Origin of the sequence: Kluyvera sp. Awk 3 (genome assembly GCF_028069715.1) — a bacterium.
Classification (GTDB): Bacteria; Pseudomonadota; Gammaproteobacteria; order Enterobacterales; family Enterobacteriaceae; genus Kluyvera; species Kluyvera georgiana_A.
In genome coordinates this window covers 1-19,749 of record NZ_JANEWH010000034.1, presented here as the reverse complement: position 1 = coordinate 19,749, position 19,749 = coordinate 1, and the positions used below count along the sequence as shown (strand labels likewise).

At 54.4% G+C, this 19,749-nt stretch carries 21 protein-coding genes; 15 read left to right on the top strand and 6 right to left on the bottom strand.

Annotation, left to right across the window (positions count from 1 at the left end):
• Positions 1-35: 35 nt before the first annotated feature.
• Positions 36-1,037: an adenosine deaminase gene (add, locus tag NNN71_RS09565; RefSeq protein WP_271458393.1), complete on the top strand. Its 1,002-nt coding sequence runs from the start codon at positions 36-38 to the stop codon at positions 1,035-1,037.
• A 43-nt stretch (positions 1,038-1,080) separates the two neighbouring features.
• Here the strand turns inward: add and NNN71_RS09560 are convergent, their stop codons facing one another.
• Positions 1,081-2,121, bottom strand: a complete 1,041-nt coding sequence (locus NNN71_RS09560; protein WP_271458392.1) for an oxidoreductase — start codon at positions 2,119-2,121, stop codon at positions 1,081-1,083.
• 236 nt (positions 2,122-2,357) lie between these two features.
• Between NNN71_RS09560 and blr the strand changes: the two genes are divergently transcribed.
• The 13 genes from blr (at position 2,358) to gstA (ending at position 14,238) form a co-directional block, all read left to right on the top strand.
• Positions 2,358-2,501 carry a division septum protein Blr gene (blr, locus tag NNN71_RS09555; protein WP_163449419.1) on the top strand — a complete coding sequence of 48 codons (144 nt, stop codon included), beginning with the start codon at positions 2,358-2,360 and terminating at the stop codon, positions 2,499-2,501.
• 117 nt (positions 2,502-2,618) lie between these two features.
• Positions 2,619-3,989, top strand: a complete 1,371-nt coding sequence (locus NNN71_RS09550; protein WP_167575942.1) for a GH1 family beta-glucosidase — start codon at positions 2,619-2,621, stop codon at positions 3,987-3,989.
• A gap of 283 nt (positions 3,990-4,272) precedes the next feature.
• Positions 4,273-4,488: a transcription modulator YdgT gene (gene ydgT, locus NNN71_RS09545; RefSeq protein WP_163449421.1), complete on the top strand. Its 216-nt coding sequence runs from the start codon at positions 4,273-4,275 to the stop codon at positions 4,486-4,488.
• An 84-nt stretch (positions 4,489-4,572) separates the two neighbouring features.
• Entirely contained in the window at positions 4,573-5,013 is a 441-nt protein-coding gene (locus tag NNN71_RS09540; protein ID WP_223802542.1) for a DUF2569 domain-containing protein, read from the top strand.
• A 77-nt stretch (positions 5,014-5,090) separates the two neighbouring features.
• Complete coding sequence (rsxA, locus tag NNN71_RS09535) at positions 5,091-5,672, top strand: electron transport complex subunit RsxA (RefSeq protein WP_064545680.1); 582 nt, start codon at positions 5,091-5,093, stop codon at positions 5,670-5,672.
• Positions 5,672-6,247, top strand: a complete 576-nt coding sequence (gene rsxB / locus NNN71_RS09530; protein WP_271458391.1) for an electron transport complex subunit RsxB — start codon at positions 5,672-5,674, stop codon at positions 6,245-6,247. The genes rsxA and rsxB overlap by 1 nt, the downstream gene beginning before the upstream one ends.
• Positions 6,240-8,369, top strand: a complete 2,130-nt coding sequence (gene rsxC / locus NNN71_RS09525) for an electron transport complex subunit RsxC (protein WP_271458390.1) — start codon at positions 6,240-6,242, stop codon at positions 8,367-8,369. Before rsxB ends, rsxC begins: the two co-directional genes overlap by 8 nt.
• Complete coding sequence (rsxD, locus tag NNN71_RS09520) at positions 8,370-9,422, top strand: electron transport complex subunit RsxD (RefSeq protein WP_271458389.1); 1,053 nt, start codon at positions 8,370-8,372, stop codon at positions 9,420-9,422.
• Positions 9,423-9,430: 8 nt separating this feature from the next.
• The gene (rsxG, locus tag NNN71_RS09515; RefSeq protein WP_167575945.1) at positions 9,431-10,051 is read left to right on the top strand and encodes an electron transport complex subunit RsxG; all 621 of its coding nucleotides are present in this window, start codon (positions 9,431-9,433) and stop codon (positions 10,049-10,051) included.
• 3 nt (positions 10,052-10,054) lie between these two features.
• A complete protein-coding gene (locus NNN71_RS09510) occupies positions 10,055-10,750 on the top strand; it encodes an electron transport complex subunit E (protein ID WP_167575946.1) in 696 nt (231 codons plus the stop codon).
• A complete protein-coding gene (gene nth, locus NNN71_RS09505; RefSeq protein WP_271458388.1) occupies positions 10,750-11,385 on the top strand; it encodes an endonuclease III in 636 nt (211 codons plus the stop codon). The genes NNN71_RS09510 and nth overlap by 1 nt, the downstream gene beginning before the upstream one ends.
• Positions 11,386-11,979: 594 nt before the next feature.
• Positions 11,980-13,485 carry a dipeptide/tripeptide permease DtpA gene (gene dtpA, locus NNN71_RS09500; RefSeq protein ID WP_064545692.1) on the top strand — a complete coding sequence of 502 codons (1,506 nt, stop codon included), beginning with the start codon at positions 11,980-11,982 and terminating at the stop codon, positions 13,483-13,485.
• A 147-nt stretch (positions 13,486-13,632) separates the two neighbouring features.
• Positions 13,633-14,238 carry a glutathione transferase GstA gene (gstA, locus tag NNN71_RS09495; protein ID WP_064545694.1) on the top strand — a complete coding sequence of 202 codons (606 nt, stop codon included), beginning with the start codon at positions 13,633-13,635 and terminating at the stop codon, positions 14,236-14,238.
• 94 nt (positions 14,239-14,332) lie between these two features.
• Here the strand turns inward: gstA and pdxY are convergent, their stop codons facing one another.
• From pdxY to anmK, 5 genes are all read right to left on the bottom strand, one after another.
• On the bottom strand, positions 14,333-15,193 hold the full coding sequence (gene pdxY / locus NNN71_RS09490) for a pyridoxal kinase PdxY (protein WP_271458387.1): 861 nt from the start codon (positions 15,191-15,193) through the stop codon (positions 14,333-14,335).
• Between the two features lie 65 nt (positions 15,194-15,258).
• Entirely contained in the window at positions 15,259-16,533 is a 1,275-nt protein-coding gene (gene tyrS, locus NNN71_RS09485) for a tyrosine--tRNA ligase (protein ID WP_163449430.1), read from the bottom strand.
• Positions 16,534-16,658: 125 nt separating this feature from the next.
• Entirely contained in the window at positions 16,659-17,315 is a 657-nt protein-coding gene (gene pdxH, locus NNN71_RS09480) for a pyridoxamine 5'-phosphate oxidase (RefSeq protein WP_271458406.1), read from the bottom strand.
• 57 nt (positions 17,316-17,372) lie between these two features.
• On the bottom strand, positions 17,373-17,696 hold the full coding sequence (gene mliC, locus NNN71_RS09475; RefSeq protein ID WP_064545700.1) for a C-type lysozyme inhibitor: 324 nt from the start codon (positions 17,694-17,696) through the stop codon (positions 17,373-17,375).
• 94 nt (positions 17,697-17,790) lie between these two features.
• Entirely contained in the window at positions 17,791-18,915 is a 1,125-nt protein-coding gene (gene anmK / locus NNN71_RS09470; protein ID WP_223802536.1) for an anhydro-N-acetylmuramic acid kinase, read from the bottom strand.
• A 274-nt stretch (positions 18,916-19,189) separates the two neighbouring features.
• On the opposite strand from anmK, the gene slyB reads away from it, so the two are divergent.
• Entirely contained in the window at positions 19,190-19,657 is a 468-nt protein-coding gene (gene slyB, locus NNN71_RS09465; protein ID WP_064545703.1) for an outer membrane lipoprotein SlyB, read from the top strand.
• Positions 19,658-19,749 lie beyond the last annotated feature (92 nt).

Here is a 19,749-nt window from a genome sequence, read left to right as displayed (position 1 = left end):
ATGATTTGCACTTTAACTAAAATAAGAGTGCTGCCATGATCGATACCAACCTGCCTTTAACTGACGTTCACCGCCACCTTGACGGTAATATTCGCGCCCAAACCATCCTCGATCTCGGCCGCCAGTTTAATCTGTCGCTGCCTGCCTCTACGCTGGAAACGCTGCTGCCGCACGTGCAGGTCACCAGCAATGAACCGGATCTGGTTAGTTTCCTCAGCAAGCTTGATTGGGGGGTTAAGGTGCTGGCTTCTTTAGAGGCCTGTCGTCGCGTTGCTTATGAAAACGTGGAAGATGCGGCGCGTAATGGCCTGCACTACGTTGAGCTGCGTTTCTCCCCACGCTATATGGCGATGACTCACCAGTTACCGGTAGACGGCGTGGTAGAAGCCGTGATTGCCGGGGTAAAAGAAGGTTGCAAGGCGTTTAATGTTGAAGCGCGTCTGATTGGCATTATGAGCCGCACATTCGGCGAGGCGGCCTGTGAAGAAGAATTGAACGCCCTTCTCGCGCACCGCGATGGCATTACCGCACTCGACCTGGCCGGTGATGAGCTCGGCTTCCCTGGCACTCTGTTCCTCGACCACTTCACGCGCGCGCGCGATGCTGGCTGGCGCATTACCGTCCATGCCGGTGAAGCTGCCGGCCCGGAAAGTATCTGGCAGGCCATTCGTGAGCTTGGCGCGGAGCGCATTGGTCACGGCGTCAAAGCGGTTGAAGATCCGGCGTTGATGGATTTCCTCGCGGAAAAACGCATCGGCATTGAATCCTGTCTGACCTCCAATATTCAGACCAGTACCGTCGCGTCGCTGGCGCAGCATCCTCTGAAAACCTTCCTCGATCATGGCGTACTGGCCAGCCTGAATACTGACGACCCGGCCGTACAAGGGATTGATATTCAACACGAATACCGTGTCGCCGCTCCCGCCGCGGGTTTAACTCCTGCGCAGATTCGTCAGGCGCAGATTAACGGCCTGGAAATGGCATTCCTGTCGGCGGGCGAAAAGCAGGCGCTCATCGCCCGCGTCCAACGCGGATAAAAAGCATCCCGGTAGCTTTCGCTACCGGGATTTTCCTGCCTCTTTATACCAGCGTCAGCGCAGCACGATGCTTCGCGGATTCAATGCCCAGCTCAATCAACTCCATGATCTGAATGGCCTGACCTGCGGGCACCGGGTTCTCACCGATGCCGTTCAGGGCATCGCGAATGGCGGCGTAATATGCGGGGTAATTACCCGGCAACGTCAGCCAGCTTTCTTCGACTCGCTCTTCACCTTCAACCGTGGTCAGAATGCCGTCGCGCATGTCATAGCCCCAATCGGCTTGCGGCAAGCGCTCACCGTTTTTCAGGCGATCTTCCTGCGGGTCAAGGCCAAATTTCACGTAGCTGGCCTGTGTGCCATGGACGATATAGCGTGCCGTTTCTGCTGCGGCCAGCAACGTTGAGTGGAGCACGACGCGACGTTGCGGATAGGTCAGCACCGCATGGAAGTAATCCGTCGCCTGCGCACCCGGACGCAGCTGGCCGAGATCAACATACAGGCTTTGCGGTAAGCCAAACAGATTGACCGCCTGATCGAGTAAATGCGGCCCTAAATCATACCAGATGCCGCTACCCAGCCCAGCCTGTTCACGCCAGCGGGCACGAACCTGCGGACGATAACGGTCAAAGTGTGATTCGAAATGGGTGATATCGCCTAATTTACCTTCATTAATCAGCGTCTTAACCGTCAGAAAATCGCTGTCCCAGCGACGGTTGTGGAAAACAGACAGCAGTTTGCCCTGCTGTTTTGCCAGCGTGTCCAGCTCGCGCGCCTGTGACAGTGTCACGGTAAAGGGTTTGTCGACTACCACGTTCTTCCCTGCTTCCAGCGCGGCTTTAGCTAGCGGGTAATGGGTATCGTTCGGCGTAGGAATGACAATCAGATCAATACCGGGGTCGTTAAACAGCGCCTGGGGGTCAGATACCACGCTGACCGCAGGCCAGTCGGCATGCACCTTAGCGGCGTCACTGCTGGAGACAATCGCCAGTTCCATACCTGGCGTGCCGCTAATCAGCGGCGCATGAAATGTCTTACTGGCGTAACCATAGCCCACCAGCCCTACGCGGATTGGGTCACTCATATTGCAGCCTCACTTCTGAAGTAACGGGATTCAACCAATTTTGTAATCGATTTCTTATTTGACCTCATCTTATGATGCCGTACAACAGTTTAATAACATTATGGCGCGGCAAATGGCTATCTGTTGAAATAATAAGCACTCGTGGAATCGATTCCGCTGAAAACTTGCGTTGTGGCGCGGGCGCGCTAAGATCTTGCTCTGGCGTTATTTTATCAATGGATTGTTAGATAAATTTCATGAATTCCGTATTGTCTCGTATTGTTGAACTGATTGGTTGGGTTATTCTGGGTTTTTCCGTTCTTCTGCTGTTTGTCGCGCATCACATTGACGACTACAAGTCGCCCGAACCCACGGCCACCGCATCACTGCAAAAAAAGTAATTTCGACACGTTAAAAAAGTGATTCGGATCGCATCTGTGCAACCGGTTTCTGAAACCGGTTGCACATTATGAGCCCTCACTTTACACTCCCCTTATCACACAGATAAGGAGTGTTACATGTCTGCTTTTCCCCAAAATTTTCTCTGGGGTGCCGCTACTGCAGCGTACCAGGTTGAAGGTGCATATAACGAAGACGGCAAAGGCCCGTCCATCTGGGATATTTTCTCTCATCAACCCGGGACCACCTACCAGGGCACCAACGGCGATGTCGCCGTCGATCACTACCATCGCTTCAAAGAAGACGTTGAACTGATGGCCGAAATGGGTCTGCAAAGCTACCGTTTTTCTATCTCCTGGCCCCGCCTGTTGCCGGAAGGCCGCGGCGAAATCAATGAAGCCGGAGTCAAGTTCTACAGCGATTTAATTGACGCCCTGCTGGCACATAACATTGAGCCAATGATTACCCTCTATCACTGGGACCTGCCACAGGCGCTGCAGGATGAAGGCGGCTGGGAAGCGCGTTCCACGGCGGAGGCGTTTGAAGAGTATGCCCGCCTGTGTTATTCACGCTTTGGCTCGCGGGTGAAGAAATGGGCCACCTTTAACGAAACCATCGTGTTTATTGGCCACGGCTATATCACCGGCAGCCATCCGCCGTCAGTGCGTAACCCGGCTCGCGCCATTCAGGCCTGCCACCACGTCTTTGTCGCCCACGCCATGGCCGTGAAAGCCTTCCGCGGTATGGAAATAAAAGGTGAAATTGGCTTTGTGAACGTGCTTCAGCCGCACTCGCCGCTGACCAATAGTGCGGAAGATATCGCGGCAACCGAGCTGGCAGATGCCATTCATACCCACTGGCTCTACGATCCGGTGTTGAAGGGCCGCTATCCGGATGAGCTGCTGGCGCAGACGCAGGCGTTATGGGGCGTGCCGCGCTTTGCGCCGGGTGATGACGAATTGCTACGTAACAACCGCTGCGACTTTATTGGTCTCAACTACTATCGTCGTGAGACCGTTTCCGCCCAGCCGCCTAAAGAAAAAGTCAGCGGCGAACAGGGTGTCGAGGGGCTGTTCTATTTCGTACGCAACCCGGAAAGCGTCTATACCGAATGGGGTTGGGAAATCTGGCCGCAGGGGCTGACCGATGGCATCATGATGATCAAAGAACGCTACGGCGATATTCCCGTCTATATCACTGAAAACGGCCTGGGCGCGGTTGACCCGATTATCGATGGAGAAGTGGTTGATGATCCGCGGATCGACTTCCTGCGCGTACACATTGATGCGCTGGAAAAAGCGATTGCGCTTGGCGCGGACGTCCGCGGGTATTATCCGTGGTCGTTTATCGATTTACTGAGCTGGCTCAACGGCTATAAAAAGCAATATGGCTTTGTTTACGTCGACCATAAGCAGAACCTGGCGCGCAAGCGTAAAAAAAGTTTCTTCTGGTACAAAGACGTCATTGCCAGTCGCGGCGAGAACCGCTAACTCTTCCCTTTCAGGGCGTCAGACGACGCCCTGACTGCATAAAATCGCCCTAATTTTGGGGCGAAATCAATAAGCACATTTTCTGTCATTGTAATTCATTCTTAATAGCCAAATAATTCGCGATATCCCATCGAGGTTGAGCTATAGACGCTGAACTCTCTATTAAAACGGATGTCGATAAACACATTGGCTATAAATGCCGCATTAACTGTCTCGTTTTCTCCCCATTGCCTGGTAGAAAACGGTGTACGGTGAGCTTTAACATTATAATGGATGCCCTCAAATGACCGTTCTGGATTATTTATTAAAGTTCCGCAAAGTTAGTTCGCTGGACAATCTTGAAAAACTCTACGACCACCTGAACTATTCGCTGAGCAACACTGAAGAACTTATCAATATGTATCGCGCCGCCGACCATCGCCGTGCTGAGCTGGTTTCTGGCGGTCGTTTGTACGATCTTGGACAGGTTCCCAAGAACGTTTGGCGTTTTGTGCAATAATAGTTTTTTCCTCAGCGCCAGTTGCTTATACTCCTCGACCTGTATTTTTCCTCTCATGGCTGGCGCTGATTTTCAGGAGACACAATGTCAGATAATTCTGCAGAACGTATTGGCGGATGGCTGCTTGGCCCATTAGCCTGGCTGCTCGTGCAGCTTTTAAGCATCACCATCACGCTGGTGAAATTTGGTTACGTCCTGCTCAATCCGCACACTCTGGCGCTGGTTAAAGAAATGGGCGGCAGCAATACGCTATTTCTCGGACTGTCATTCCTGTCATTTATTGCCATGTGGTATTACACGCTGTGGCTGACAATTGCTTTCTTCAAACGCAGACACAACGCGCCAAAACACTACATCATCTGGCTGATGATTGGCGTACTGCTGGCAGTCAAAGCTTTTGCGTTTTCGCCTATCTCCGATGATCTGGCCGTGCGTCAACTTCTGCTTCCCCTGCTGGCAGCCGCGCTGATTGTGCCTTATCTCAAGCGTTCTCAACGGGTTAAACGCACCTTTACCCGCGCGTAATAACCCCACAGTTAACCTGTTGTCGCTTGAGGCACTTTGTCAGATAATAGGTGGCTTTTTTTGTTACAGGTCGAATGATGACTGACTATTTATTGCTCTTTATCGGTACAGTTCTGGTAAATAACTTCGTCCTGGTGAAGTTCCTTGGGCTGTGCCCGTTTATGGGCGTTTCCAAAAAACTGGAAACCGCTATGGGAATGGGGCTGGCGACAACCTTCGTGATGACGCTGGCATCTATTTGCGCCTGGCTTATTGACACCTGGATCCTCATCCCGCTGGATTTAGTCTACCTGCGCACGCTGGCCTTTATTCTGGTCATTGCTGTGGTCGTCCAGTTCACCGAAATGGTGGTGCGTAAAACCAGCCCGGCGCTGTATCGTCTGCTGGGTATTTTCCTGCCGCTTATCACCACCAACTGCGCCGTGCTCGGCGTGGCATTGCTGAATATCAACCTCGGCCACAATTTTCTGCAATCGGCGCTGTACGGTTTCTCCGCCGCCGTGGGCTTTTCGCTGGTTATGGTGCTCTTCGCCTCCATCCGCGAACGCCTGGTGGTCTCCGACGTTCCCGCCCCTTTCCGCGGCAACGCCATTGCGTTGATTACCGCAGGTTTAATGTCGTTGGCCTTTATGGGCTTTAGTGGGTTGGTGAAGTTGTAATGATGACCTTCTGGATTGCTGTCGCTGCAATCAGCGTGTTAGGGCTGATTTTTGGCGTCATTCTCGGTTACGCCTCGCGCCGTTTTGCCGTTGAGGACGACCCGGTAGTCGAAAAAATTGATGAACTGCTGCCGCAAAGCCAGTGTGGCCAATGCGGCTACCCTGGCTGTCGCCCTTACGCCGAAGCGGTCAGTAACGGTGAAAAAATTAACTGCTGCGCGCCTGGCGGTGAAGCCGTCATGCTGAAAATCGCCGAGTTACTGAACGTCGACCCGCAGCCCATTGGCGGCGACGAAGCGGTGTCGGAGCCTGTGCGTATGCTGGCGGTTATCGATGAAAATAACTGTATCGGCTGCACCAAATGCATACAGGCCTGCCCGGTGGATGCCATCATTGGCGCCACGCGTGCCATGCACACCGTGGTGAGCGATCTGTGTACCGGCTGTAATTTGTGTGTTGCCCCGTGCCCTACTCAGTGTATTGAGTTACGCCCGGTAGTAACGACCACCGAAAGCTGGAAATGGGATCTGCAAACGATCCCGGTACGAATTATTCCTGTGGAACACCATGCTTAAGCTATTCTCCGCCTTCAGAAAAGACAAAATCTGGGATTTCGACGGGGGTATTCACCCGCCAGAGATGAAAACGCAGTCTAACGGGACGCCACTGCGCCAGATACCGCTTGCCCAGCGTTTTGTTATTCCTCTGAAGCAGCACATCGGCGCCGAAGGCGAACTGTGCGTTCAGCCGGGCGATCGCGTTCTGCGCGGCCAGCCGCTAACCCGTGGTTGGGGGCGTATGCTGCCCGTTCATGCGCCAACGTCAGGTACGGTTGTCGCCATTGAACCTCATGCGACCGCGCACCCTTCTGCGCTGCCGGAAATGAGCGTGATCATTGATGCCGACGGTGAAGACCGGTGGATAACTCGCGACGGCTGGCATGATTACAAAAATCACAGCCGTGAAGCGTTGATTGAACGTATTCATCAGTTCGGCGTGGCCGGTTTAGGCGGCGCGGGCTTCCCGACGGGCAGCAAACTGCGCGGCGGTGGCGATAAAATTGAGACGTTAATCATCAACGCCGCCGAATGTGAGCCATACATTACCGCCGACGATCGCCTGATGCAGGACTGCGCGGCGCAGATTGTCGAAGGCATCCAGATTCTGGCACACATTCTGCAGCCACAGCAGGTGCTGATTGGCATCGAAGATAACAAGCCGCAGGCCATCTCAATGATGCGCGCCGTGCTTGCAGGCTGCCATGGCATCAGTTTGCGTGTCATCCCAACCAAATACCCCTCCGGCGGCGCGAAACAGCTGACGCAAATTTTAACCGGTAAACAGGTACCGCACGGCGGGCGTTCTTCCGACATTGGCGTCCTGATGCAAAACGTCGGTACGGCCTTCGCGGTGAAACGTGCGGTGATTGACGGCGAGCCCCTCACTGAACGTGTGGTGACGCTGACCGGCGAATCAGTTTCGCTGCCGGGCAACGTCTGGGCGCGCCTCGGCACGCCGGTCAAACATCTGCTGAGCCACGCGGGATTCTGCCCGACCAGTGACCAGATGGTGATTATGGGCGGCCCGCTAATGGGCTTTACTCTGCCCTGGCTCGACGTTCCGGTGGTGAAAATCACCAACTGTCTGCTGGCCCCGTCGGCGGCGGAAATGGGCGAACCCGAAGAGGAAAAAGGTTGCATCCGCTGTAGTGCCTGCGCTGACGCCTGCCCGGCAGACCTGCTGCCGCAGCAACTTTACTGGTTCAGCAAAGGTCAGCAGCACGACAAGGCCACTGCCCATAATCTGTCTGACTGCATTGAGTGCGGCGCCTGCGCATGGGTGTGTCCAAGCAGTATTCCGCTGGTGCAGTATTTCCGTCAGGAAAAGGCGGAAATCAACGCCATCCGCCAGGAAGAACAGCGCGCCGCTGAAGCCAAAGCCCGTTTCGAAGCGCGTCAACAGCGCCTTGAACGTGAGAAAATCGCTCGCGAGGAACGTCATAAAAAAGCGGCCGTTCAGCCTACCGCTAAAGACCAGGACGCTATTCATGCCGCCCTGGCGCGGGTGCGTGAAAAACAGCAGCAGGCAACGCAGCCAATTGTGATTCAATCCGGCGCACTTCCGGATAACAGCGCCGTCGCTGCCGCGCGTGAAGCCCGTAAAGCGCAGGCTCGCGCCGCTCAGGCGGAAAAACGTCAAAGCGCGAATGATGTCATCGATCCACGCAAAGCCGCCGTAGAGGCAGCTATTGCACGTGCAAAAGCCCGTAAAGCAGAAATGCAGCCAGAAGCCGATGTGACAGAGGCAAGCAGCGACCCACGTAAAGCGGCGGTTGAGGCAGCCATTGCCCGCGCCAAAGCACGTAAAGCAGCGCAATCGGCAGAAACTGCGCCCGTCGTCAACGAGAGCGAAACCGTTGACCCGCGTAAGGCCGCAGTTGAGGCAGCCATTGCCCGTGCCAAAGCCCGTAAAGCGGCGCAATCGGCAGAAACTGCGCCCGTCGTCAGCGAGAGCGAGACCGTTGACCCGCGTAAAGCCGCGGTTGAGGCAGCCATCGCCCGTGCCAAAGCGCGCAAAGCGGCGCAAAACGCGGTTAGCGAACCCGCCGCCAACGACGACCCACGCAAAGCCGCCGTTGCTGCTGCTATTGCCCGTGTTCAAGCCAGGAAAGCCGCTCAGGCCGTTAACGAGGATTAAATGGTTTTCAAGATCGCAAGTTCCCCTTACACCCACAACCATCGCCAGACATCGCGCATTATGATGCTGGTGATCGTCGCCGCCCTGCCCGGCATTCTGGTGCAGAGCTGGTTTTTCGGCTGGGGAACCTTTATTCAGCTCATCCTGGCGATAGTAACCGCCCTGCTTGCAGAAGCGCTGGTCTTGCATCTGCGCAAGCAAAATATTCCCCGCACCCTGGCCGATAACTCAGCGCTGCTGACCGGCTTGTTACTGGCCATCAGTATTCCGCCTTTCGCGCCGTGGTGGATGGTCGTTCTGGGCACGGTCTTTGCCGTTATTATCGCCAAACAGCTGTATGGCGGACTCGGACAGAACCCATTCAACCCGGCGATGATTGGCTACGTGGTACTGCTGATCTCCTTCCCGGTTCAAATGACCTCCTGGCTGCCGCCGCACGGCGTTGCCGCCGCCACCCCGGGTTTTATGGACGCGGTGCAGATGATCTTTACTGGCCACACCGTCGCGGGTCAGGATATGAATGCCCTGAAGTTAGGTATTGATGGCATCAGCCAGGCAACACCGTTGGATACCTTTAAAACCTCCCGCCATGCCGGTCAGCCGGTAGAAAATATCCTGAACTCAGCGATTTATCATGGCGCGCTGGCCGGCGTGGGCTGGCAATGGGTAAACATCGCCTACCTTGTGGGTGGCCTGTTCCTGTTATGGCAAAAAGCGATTCGCTGGCATATCCCGGTGAGCTTCCTGTTAAGTCTGATGGTCTGTGCGACGCTTGGCTGGCTGCTTCACCCGGACGACCTCGCCTCACCGCAGATGCACCTGTTGTCCGGCGCGACCATGTTGGGTGCTTTCTTTATTCTGACCGACCCGGTCACCGCCTCGACGACCAACCGCGGACGTCTGATCTTTGGCGCGCTGGCGGGCCTGCTGGTGTGGCTGATTCGCAGCTTCGGCGGTTACCCGGACGGCGTGGCTTTTGCCGTGCTGTTGGCTAACATCACGGTACCGCTGATTGACTATTACACGCGCCCGCGCGTTTACGGACACCGCTGAGGATAACGATGTTAAAAACCATGCGTAAACACGGTGTCACGCTGGCGCTGTTCGCCGCAGGCTCTACCGGGCTAACCGCCGCGATCAACCAGTTAACCAAGCACACCATCGACGAACAGGCAGAAAAGCAGCAAAACGCGCTTTTCCAGCAGGTCATTCCCGCTGACAGCTATAATAATTCGCTGCTCAAGAGCTGCTTTGTCGTTGACGCCCCCGAGCTGGGGAAAGGCGCGCACAAAATCTATATCGCCCGCAAGGACGATAAACCGGTGGCCGCAGTAATAGAAGCCACCGCGCCAGACGGCTATTCCGGCGCCATTCAACTGCTGGTCGGCGCCGACTTCAACGGTACTGTACTGGGCACACGCGTCACCGAGCATCATGAAACGCCGGGGCTGGGAGATAAAATCGAACTCCGCCTTTCCGACTGGATTACCTTCTTCAGCGGCAAGAAAATCGCCGGTCCTGACGACAGTCAATGGGCGGTGAAAAAAGACGGCGGGCAATTCGACCAGTTTACCGGTGCGACAATTACCCCGCGTGCGGTGGTCAACGCGGTGAAACGCGCCGGGCTGTATGCCAAAACGCTGCCGAATCAACTGTCGCAACTTCAATCCTGTGGAGAGTAAATCATGAGCGAAGTTAAAGAGGTTATTGTCCAGGGGCTCTGGAAAAATAACTCCGCGCTGGTTCAGCTGCTGGGCATGTGCCCACTCCTGGCGGTGACCTCTACCGCCACCAACGCGCTGGGTCTGGGCCTGGCAACCACGCTGGTGCTGACACTGACCAACCTGGCCATCTCCAGCCTGCGTCGCTGGACACCCGCGGAAATTCGCATTCCTATCTACGTGATGATTATCGCGTCGGTGGTGAGTGCCGTACAGATGCTGATCAACGCTTACGCCTTTGGCCTGTATCAGTCTCTCGGTATCTTTATCCCGCTGATCGTCACCAACTGTATCGTGGTGGGCCGCGCGGAAGCCTTTGCGGCCAAAAAAGGCCCGGCGCTGTCGGCGCTGGATGGTTTTGCTATTGGCATGGGAGCCACCTGCACGATGTTTGTGCTGGGGTCAATTCGCGAGCTGCTGGGTAATGGGACGCTCTTCGACGGCGCCGATGGCCTGCTGGGCAGTTGGGCGAAAGTATTGCGTATTGAAGTCTTTCATACCGATACCCCTTTCCTGCTGGCAATGCTGCCGCCGGGCGCCTTCATTGGTCTCGGTATGCTGCTGGCGATCAAATACCTGATTGACGAACGGACGAAACAACGTCGTGCACAGGCTGCTAGCGCAGAAAATGCAGGCGTTGATAGCGCAGAGAAAGCCTGATGAATAAAGCGAAACGGCTGGAAATTTTAAGTCGTCTGCGGGACAACAATCCGCACCCGACTACGGAATTGAATTTCACATCCCCTTTTGAACTGCTGATCGCGGTGCTGCTTTCGGCACAAGCTACGGACGTGAGCGTCAATAAAGCGACGGCAAAGCTTTACCCTGTTGCCAACACCCCACAGGCGATGCTGGACCTCGGCGTAGACGGTGTGAAGGAATACATTAAAACGATCGGCCTGTTTAACAGTAAGGCTGAAAACGTGATTAAGACCTGCCGTATGTTGCTTGAACTGCACGGCGGGGAGGTTCCGGAAGATCGTACAGCGCTGGAGGCTCTGCCGGGAGTCGGCCGTAAAACGGCAAACGTGGTGCTCAACACCGCCTTCGGCTGGCCGACCATCGCCGTCGACACGCATATTTTCCGCGTCTGCAACCGCACCAACTTCGCCCCCGGTAAAAACGTTGAGCAGGTTGAAGAAAAGCTGTTAAAGGTGGTTCCTGCCGAGTTTAAGGTCGACTGCCACCACTGGCTGATTCTTCATGGCCGCTACACCTGCATCGCGCGCAAACCGCGCTGTGGCTCTTGTCTCATCGAAGATCTCTGTGAATATAAAGAGAAAACCGAGCTATAGTTCATATCTGGCTGCGTGGCAAGTCAACGCCACGCATGCTCATCCTCACTCAAGCAGCGTTTAATCCCATATAATTATTCAGTATTTGGCACTTTTAGCGCTTATATACCGCTTTGACAGGTTAAATACGTCATCACTAGCGAAAATTTCTATACAAACGCTGACGAGAACATCCGAGCAACATAATGTTGCATTTATGTTTCTTTACGTAGCAAACGCCGCCATCATCACAATGCCCCATTTACAGAGCACAAGATGATCATCCAGCAATTTTTCAGAATCCAGCCTATATCACTACTTTTAAGCGTCATCAGCAGAAGATATGGTTATGTTACGCGTTTCGCCCTACTTTATCAGAAGAATAAACCGTCAATTTTTAAACAGTGAAATTTAACGCTAAATAACATTTGCAAAGACGGATGATTGTACCATATTTTTTATTTGTAACAGAGTATTGCAAAAGCCTTGTCTGAAGGCGCAGGATAGTGAACATTACTTGCCGTTTCCCTCCAGAATAACTATAAGGCGGGTGCCAAAAAGAGCATCTCCGCCCAGTACACCCCCCATGAAATGGGATGTAAATAAGAGGTATATGTGTCTACTGCAAACAAAAAACCAACGGAAAGCGTTAGCTTAAACGCCTTCAAACAACCTAAAGCGTTCTATCTCATTTTCTCTATCGAGTTGTGGGAGCGTTTTGGTTTCTACGGCCTTCAGGGCATCATGGCCGTTTACCTGGTGAAACAGCTGGGTATGTCCGAAGCGGACTCCATTACTCTGTTCTCTTCCTTCAGTGCTCTGGTTTACGGTCTGGTTGCTATCGGCGGCTGGCTGGGCGATAAAGTGCTGGGGACAAAACGCGTTATCATGCTGGGCGCCGTCGTTCTCGCCATCGGCTATGCTTTAGTCGCATGGTCAGGCCACGACGCGGGTATCGTTTATATGGGTATGGCGGCAATTGCCGTGGGTAACGGCCTGTTCAAAGCCAACCCGTCTTCCCTGCTCTCTACCTGCTATGCCAAAGACGACCCGCGTCTAGACGGTGCATTCACCATGTACTACATGTCCGTCAATATCGGTTCGTTCTTCTCTATGCTGGCAACGCCTTGGCTGGCAGCCAAGTACGGCTGGAGCACCGCGTTCGCGCTGAGCGTCGTCGGTATGCTGATCACCGTGGTGAACTTCGCCTTCTGCCAGCGTTGGGTTAAACAGTACGGTTCCAAACCTGACTTCGAGCCGACTAACTACCGCAATCTGCTGCTGACCATCGTTGGTGTCGTTATCCTGATCGCTATCGCGACCTGGCTGCTGCACAACCAGGGCATCGCACGTATGGTTCTGGGCGTTATCGCACTGGGCATCATCATTATCTTCGGTAAAGAAACCTTCTCCATGACCGGTGCGCCGCGTCGTAAGATGATTGTGGCCTTTATCCTGATGCTCGAAGCGATCATCTTCTTCGTGCTGTACAGCCAGATGCCGACCTCACTGAACTTCTTCGCGATTCGTAACGTTGAACACTCTATTCTGGGTATCGCGTTCGAACCGGAACAGTATCAGGCGCTGAACCCGTTCTGGATCATCATTGGTAGCCCGATTCTGGCCGCTATCTACAACAAAATGGGCGACACCCTGCCGATGCCGACCAAATTCGCGATTGGTATGGTGCTGTGCTCCGGTGCGTTCCTGATTCTGCCGCTGGGCGCGAAATTCGCCACCGACGCAGGTATCGTTTCCGTTAACTGGCTGATCATCAGCTACGGCCTGCAGAGCATCGGCGAACTGATGATCTCTGGTCTGGGTCTGGCAATGGTTGCACAGCTGGTTCCGCAGCGTCTGATGGGCTTCATCATGGGTAGCTGGTTCCTGACTACCGCTGGCGCAAACATCATCGGCGGCTATGTCGCTGGCATGATGGCGGTGCCGGAAAACGTAACCGACCCGGTGATGTCTCTGGAAGTGTATGGCCGCGTGTTCCTGCAGATTGGCGTTGTCACTGCCGTTATCGCCGTGCTGATGCTGCTGACGGCACCGAAACTGAACCGTATGACTCAGGACGACTCAAAGCCTGCTGCTGACGGTAAAGTCGCTTCCGCATAATGTCATCGGGAAACGAATAATTTTGGGCCGCTAACGTATGTTAGCGGCTTTTTTTTTATCTGCGCAGGCACTAACATACTTTCATATCCATTGGCCGCCCTTCTGCCAACGGACAACAAAAATAATCATAGTCTGAAGGAGTTACCCATGAAATTGTTCTACAAACCCGGCGCCTGTTCCCTCGCATCGCACATCACGCTGCGGGAAAGCGGAAAGGATTTCACGCTGATCGGCGTCGATCTGATGCACAAACGTATGGAAAACGGTGACGATTTCCTGAAGGTCAACCCGAAAGGCCAGGTTCCCGCCCTGCTGTTGGACGACAATACCCTGCTGACTGAAGGCGTGGCGATCATGCAGTATCTCGCCGATAGCGTCGCAGACCGTCAACTGCTGGCGCCGGTCGGCAGCATTAACCGCTACAAGACGCTGGAGTGGCTGAACTTCATCGCCACCGAGCTGCACAAAGGCTTTACTCCACTGTTCCGCCCGGATACGCCGGAAGACTACAAACCGACGGTTCGTGCGCTGCTGGACAAAAAGCTGGCCTATATTGATGAGTCGCTGGCTGGCGCACAGTGGATCAGCGGTTCTCGCTTTACCATTGCCGATGCTTACCTGTTTACCGTGCTGCGCTGGGCCTTTGCCGTGAAGATGGATATGGCGGGGTATCAGAATATTGCGGACTATATGGCTCGCGTTGCGGCGCGTCCGGCTGTTGCCGCGGCGCTGGCGGCGGAAGGGTTGAAATAATCCGTTTTTACTTCGTCCGGGCTATATCGCACGTGCAGATTACGCGAACGTAGCCCGACAAAGCGCTGCATTCATTGCAGCGCTCGGTGCTAAGTTACAGTTGCGTGGCACTAAAGCAGTGCTCGGGCTTCGCGATCAGGTCCTGTGCAGCAACAACCTGCAGTTCATACTCACCCATCGTTTTGGTCGTCAGCATAATTTCATACACTGCCGCCGTCACATGCTCAAGCGCATCGCGCAGCGTTGTCCCCTGCAGGAGCTTAACCAGCAACAGGCCGCTGGTGACATCGCCAACGCCAACCGGGTGGCGAGAACCAAAATCAATGAGCGGACGACTGATGTGCCATGCGGCATCGGCGGTGACCAGCAGCATCTCAAAACGATCGACGCTGTAGCCTGCGCGCGCCAGATGTTTCACCAGGACAATTTCCGGCCCCTGGGCGATCAGTTCGCGAGCCGCACTGATGGCTTCACTCACGCTGTTAACTTCGTGACCTGAGAGAATCTCCAGCTCAACCAGGTTCGGCGCGATAATATCGCTCGCCGGCAGCGCATAGCGTTTGTGGAACTCCGCCACGCCCGGCGCCACGATGCAGCCTTTTTCCGGATGGCCCATCACCGGGTCACAGAAATATTTCGCCTGCGGGTTCGCCGCTTTAACCTGACGCACAATGCCGAGGATATGCTCGCCCTGCTCCGCAGAGCCAAGATAGCCGCTCAGCACCGCATCACAGCGCTTAAGCTGATCGATAGCCGCAATGCCCTGCACAATCTCCGTCAGATGCGCAGGCGGCATCACACAGCCCGTCCATTGACCATATTGGGTGTGATTGGAAAACTGCACGGTATTCAGCGGCCAGACGTTGGCGCCGAGGCGACGCATAGGAAATTCCGCGGCGCTGTTGCCGGCATGCCCGAAAACAACGTGGGATTGAATGGCGAGGATGTTGTTCATTGGTTCTACTCAGACGACATAAAAAGAAGGGGGCGTAGTTTCCCACGCCCCCCTGTTTCTGAAAATTACTTCCAGCAGATCAAACAGTAATTCTTCTTACCGCGACGTAACAAGGTGTAACGCCCGAACAGAATATCGCTGTCTTTGAAGAAATATTCCGGGTCAGCCTGTTTCTCACCGTTGATGGTGACCGCATTGGAGGCAATGGTCTTACGCGCCTGCCCACGAGACGGCTGAAGCTCAGAGTCTACCAGCGCCTGCATCAGGTCGGCGCCTTTTTCCATCTCAACCATCGGTACGCCGTCCTGCGCCAGCTGCTCGAAGTCAGCTTCGCTCAACGCGCTCAGAGAACCGCTGAACAGGCTCTCGGTGATACGTTTTGCCGCCACCAGGCCTTCTTCGCCGTGAACCAGACGGGTGACCTGCTCGGCCAGTACATACTGGGCACGTGGGGCTTTGCCGCTGTTTTTGTCTTCTTCTTCCAGCGCATTGATCTCTTCAATGTCCATGAAGGTGAAGAACTTCAGGAAGCGGTAAACGTCAGCATCCGCGGTGTTGATCCAGAACTGATAGAATTTGTACGGGCTGGTTTTCTTCGGATCCAGCCAGACTGCGCCGCCTTCGGTTTTACCGAATTTGGTGCCATCCGCTTTGGTGATCAGCGGAACGGTAAGGCCAAATACCTGGTTCTGATGCAGACGACGGGTCAGGTCGATACCGGAGGTGATGTTGCCCCACTGGTCTGAACCACCAATCTGCAGCGCGACGCCGTGCAGTTTGTTCAGGCAGGCAAAGTCATAGCCCTGCAGCAGGTTGTAGGAGAACTCGGTAAAGGAAATACCCTGGTCGTCACGATTCAAACGCTGCTTCACCGCTTCTTTGTTAATCATCTGGTTAACAGAGAAGTGCTTGCCGATATCGCGCAGGAAGGTCAGCACGTTCATGCCGCCAAACCAATCATAGTTGTTGGCGGCAATCGCGGAGTTCTCGCCGCAGTCGAAATCGAGGAACGGTGCAACCTGTTTGCGGATTTTATCCACCCACTCCTGCACGGTGTCTTCGGTATTCAGCTTACGCTCGGCGGCTTTAAAGCTCGGGTCGCCAATCAGACCGGTAGCGCCGCCCACCAGCGCAACAGGCTTATGGCCCGCCTGCTGGAAGCGTTTCAGGCATAACAATGGAACAAGATGCCCCAAATGCAAGCTGTCAGCGGTAGGATCGAAGCCGCAATAGAGCGCGATCGGGCCTTGCGCCAGTCGCTCTGCTAACGCTACCTCGTCCGTTACCTGGGCAACTAGCCCCCGCTCTTGCAGTTGTTTAATCAAGTTACTGCTTGCCATCAAATTCTCCATGTATATACGACTGCACCTTTGCCGGTACACGACTTTTCGCCAGACGCGAAAGCTCTATAGAATAAAGCGCTGAGGGCGTCAGCGCTAGCGCTTAAAACAACAAATTTGGGGGATTACGGCGCCAGGCGGTCGATTTTCCACGCGCCATCTTCACGTTGGTATAAAAAACGGTCGTGAAGACGATGTTCACCGCCCTGCCAGAATTCCATCTGCTCAATAGAGACGCGGAAACCGCCCCAGAAACTCGGCAACGGCACTTCGCCCTGCTGGAATTTCTGCTTCAGCTCAAGGAATTTGCTTTCGAGGATCCCGCGCGCAGAAATTCGGCTGGATTGCTTGGAAACCCATGCGCCAATCTGACTGTCGCGCGGGCGGCTGTGGAAATACTTCACGACTTCAAGGGTAGACAGACGCTCCGCCTTGCCGATCACCATTACCTGACGCTCCAGCATGTGCCACGGGAACAGCAGGCTGATACGCGGATTCTTCTCCAGTTGGTGCGCTTTGCGGCTCCCCAGGTTGGTGTAAAACACCAGCCCTTTATCGTCGTAGTGCTTCAGCAGAACGATTCGCTGATACGGCTGACCATTTTCATCAACCGTCGCCACCACCATGGCCGTCGGATCGGCTAACTTTGCCTCACAGGCCTGAGAGAGCCAGCGCTCAAAAAGCGGCAGAGGTTCTGCAGGAAGGTCGTGGCGACGCAGGCCGCCACGGGTGTACTCTCGGCGCAGATGCGCGATTTGCTGTAGTTCGTCGTTGTCAGACATGGCGTTTGGACTAGTCATCATTGGGTGACGTTATTGTGCGCCGCTCGCCTGAAAATCTCAACGCTTGGGATTTTGTAACTGACAGTTATTCAGTACGATACGGTCACGTTTGTAGACGGTTGCCTCATTACCTTTCGACCAAAAGACATAAATACCGTCGGTATAGCGTGCGCCTGAAGCCGAGACACCCTGCGCCAGATTGAGCTGCTGGTTGTCATAAATGAAGCTCACCTGCTGACGTGGGTTATTGAGATGCACCGTCAACGGTTTCTCATCACACTGGTATTCCAGCGTGTCAGTTTGCATCCGCTCCATAAATTGGTTGTAGGCGCTACAGCCGGAGAGCATCAAAGGGAGGGCAACGATAAGCAATTTTTTCATATTTTCTGAGCCTTTAGACATTCCTGGTCAAGGAGTGATTGTCCCACTCCCGTTTGTCTTTAGTCTATCGGCCCAGTGTAAAAGAAGATGTCAGTTAACTCTTATTCTTCTGCGGGTTGGCGGGAAAAATCGCCCCAAGTACCGTCGCTTGCGATGCGCCGGTGACCGACGGAAGGTTGCCAGGCAAGCCGGCAACCGTACGCCACGCCAGCCAGGCAAAAGCCAATGCTTCCATGTCGTCACCGCTAATACCGTATTCATCGGTCGTCGCGACCTCAGTCCCGGCCAACAAACCCGCCAGACGAGCCATCACCAGCGGGTTACGGCTCCCCCCGCCACAGACCAGAAGGCGCTCACAGCCGCCGCTGAGCAGAACCTGCTCGCTGATAGTCACCGCCGTAAGTTCTGTCAGGGTAGCCTGTACGTCCTGAGCACGCAGCCCAGGATAGCGAGCCAGGAATTGCGCCAGCCATCCGTAGTTGAAGTACTCGCGCCCGGTGCTTTTTGGCGCCGGGGCGGCGAAATAAGGATCGTTCAGCATGTCCTGTAACAAAGGTAAAATCACTTTGCCTTCGTTGGCCCACTCCGCATCCTTATCATAGGGTTTGCCAAGGTTGCGCCAGATCCAGGCATCAATCAGCATATTCCCCGGCCCGGTGTCAAAACCGCGCACCGGCTGGCCGGGAATTAAAAGGGAAAGATTGGCGATCCCGCCAATATTGAGAATCATACGGCGTTCACTGACATGCGCCAGCAGAGCCTGGTGGAATGCCGGTACCAGCGGCGCACCCTGCCCGCCCAGCGCCATATCGCGACGACGAAAATCGCCAACCACACTGACACCGGTGCGTGCAGCGATGATGTTATTATCACCAATCTGCATAGTATGCGGCGCATCGCCAGTCGGCTCGTGCCACACGGTTTGACCGTGACAACCAATCGCCACAATGTCTTGCGCTGCCAGCTTCTCTTGTGACATGAGCGCCAGAACGGCATCCGCAAAGAGATTCCCCAGCCGATTGTCCAGTTGTCCAAGCTGCGAGAGCGTCAGAGGCTGCCCCTGGCAAATGGCCAACACCGCCTCTTTCACCGCGATGGGAATGGGCCAGGAAAGACTAGCCAGCTGCGTCACGCTATTTTCATCAATGACCGCCAGCACCACATCCACGCCATCAAGGCTGGTCCCTGACATCACGCCAATATATCGCCCGGATTTCATACGCCGTCCTTAGTCAGCTATGCAAAGTTAACACTCCAGCATAAAGTGCCACGTAATGCTATTAACCAATAAAAAATTTTAACAATATGGTGCTCTTTTTTCGCAAGAATCTCAGGAGGGACGCTGTTTTCCTTGCGTTTACCGTTGGTTAAGCCAGGATGGTTTATTATGGTTAATAATGAATGCGGAATATATGACCGCCCCGATCAAATACCATATAATTGTTTAGTACGGATGCTCATGAGAGCAATTCTTAGTGAACTGGAGATTCATAATGATGTTACGTGTATTGGCTGTTTCAATGATTGGTTTATCCCTGGCCGGATGTGTCAACAACAGCGGTTTGTCAGGTGATGTTTACTCTGCATCCGAAGCGAAACAGGTCCAGAACGTGACCTACGGTACCATCGTACACGTTCGTCCGGTACAAATTCAGGGTGGCGATGACAGCAACGTGATTGGCGCTATCGGCGGTGCGGTACTGGGTGGCTTCCTGGGTAACACCGTTGGCGGCGGTACCGGTCGTTCTCTGGCAACCGCAGCGGGTGCTGTCGCAGGCGGCGTAGCCGGTCAGAGCGTTCAGGGTGCGATGAATAAAACCCAGGGCGTTGAACTGGAAATTCGTAAAGATGACGGCAACACCATCATGGTGGTGCAGAAACAGGGCGATACTCGCTTCTCTGCTGGTCAGCGCGTCGTGATGGCGAGCAATGGCCGACAGGTTACTGTGTCTCCGCGTTAATGTTCTCCGGGTACGCGCTTGCAGCAAGCGCGTACCCATATCCCTGCCTTTACCATTTCTTCATTAATATTCATACTACAAATATATAATAG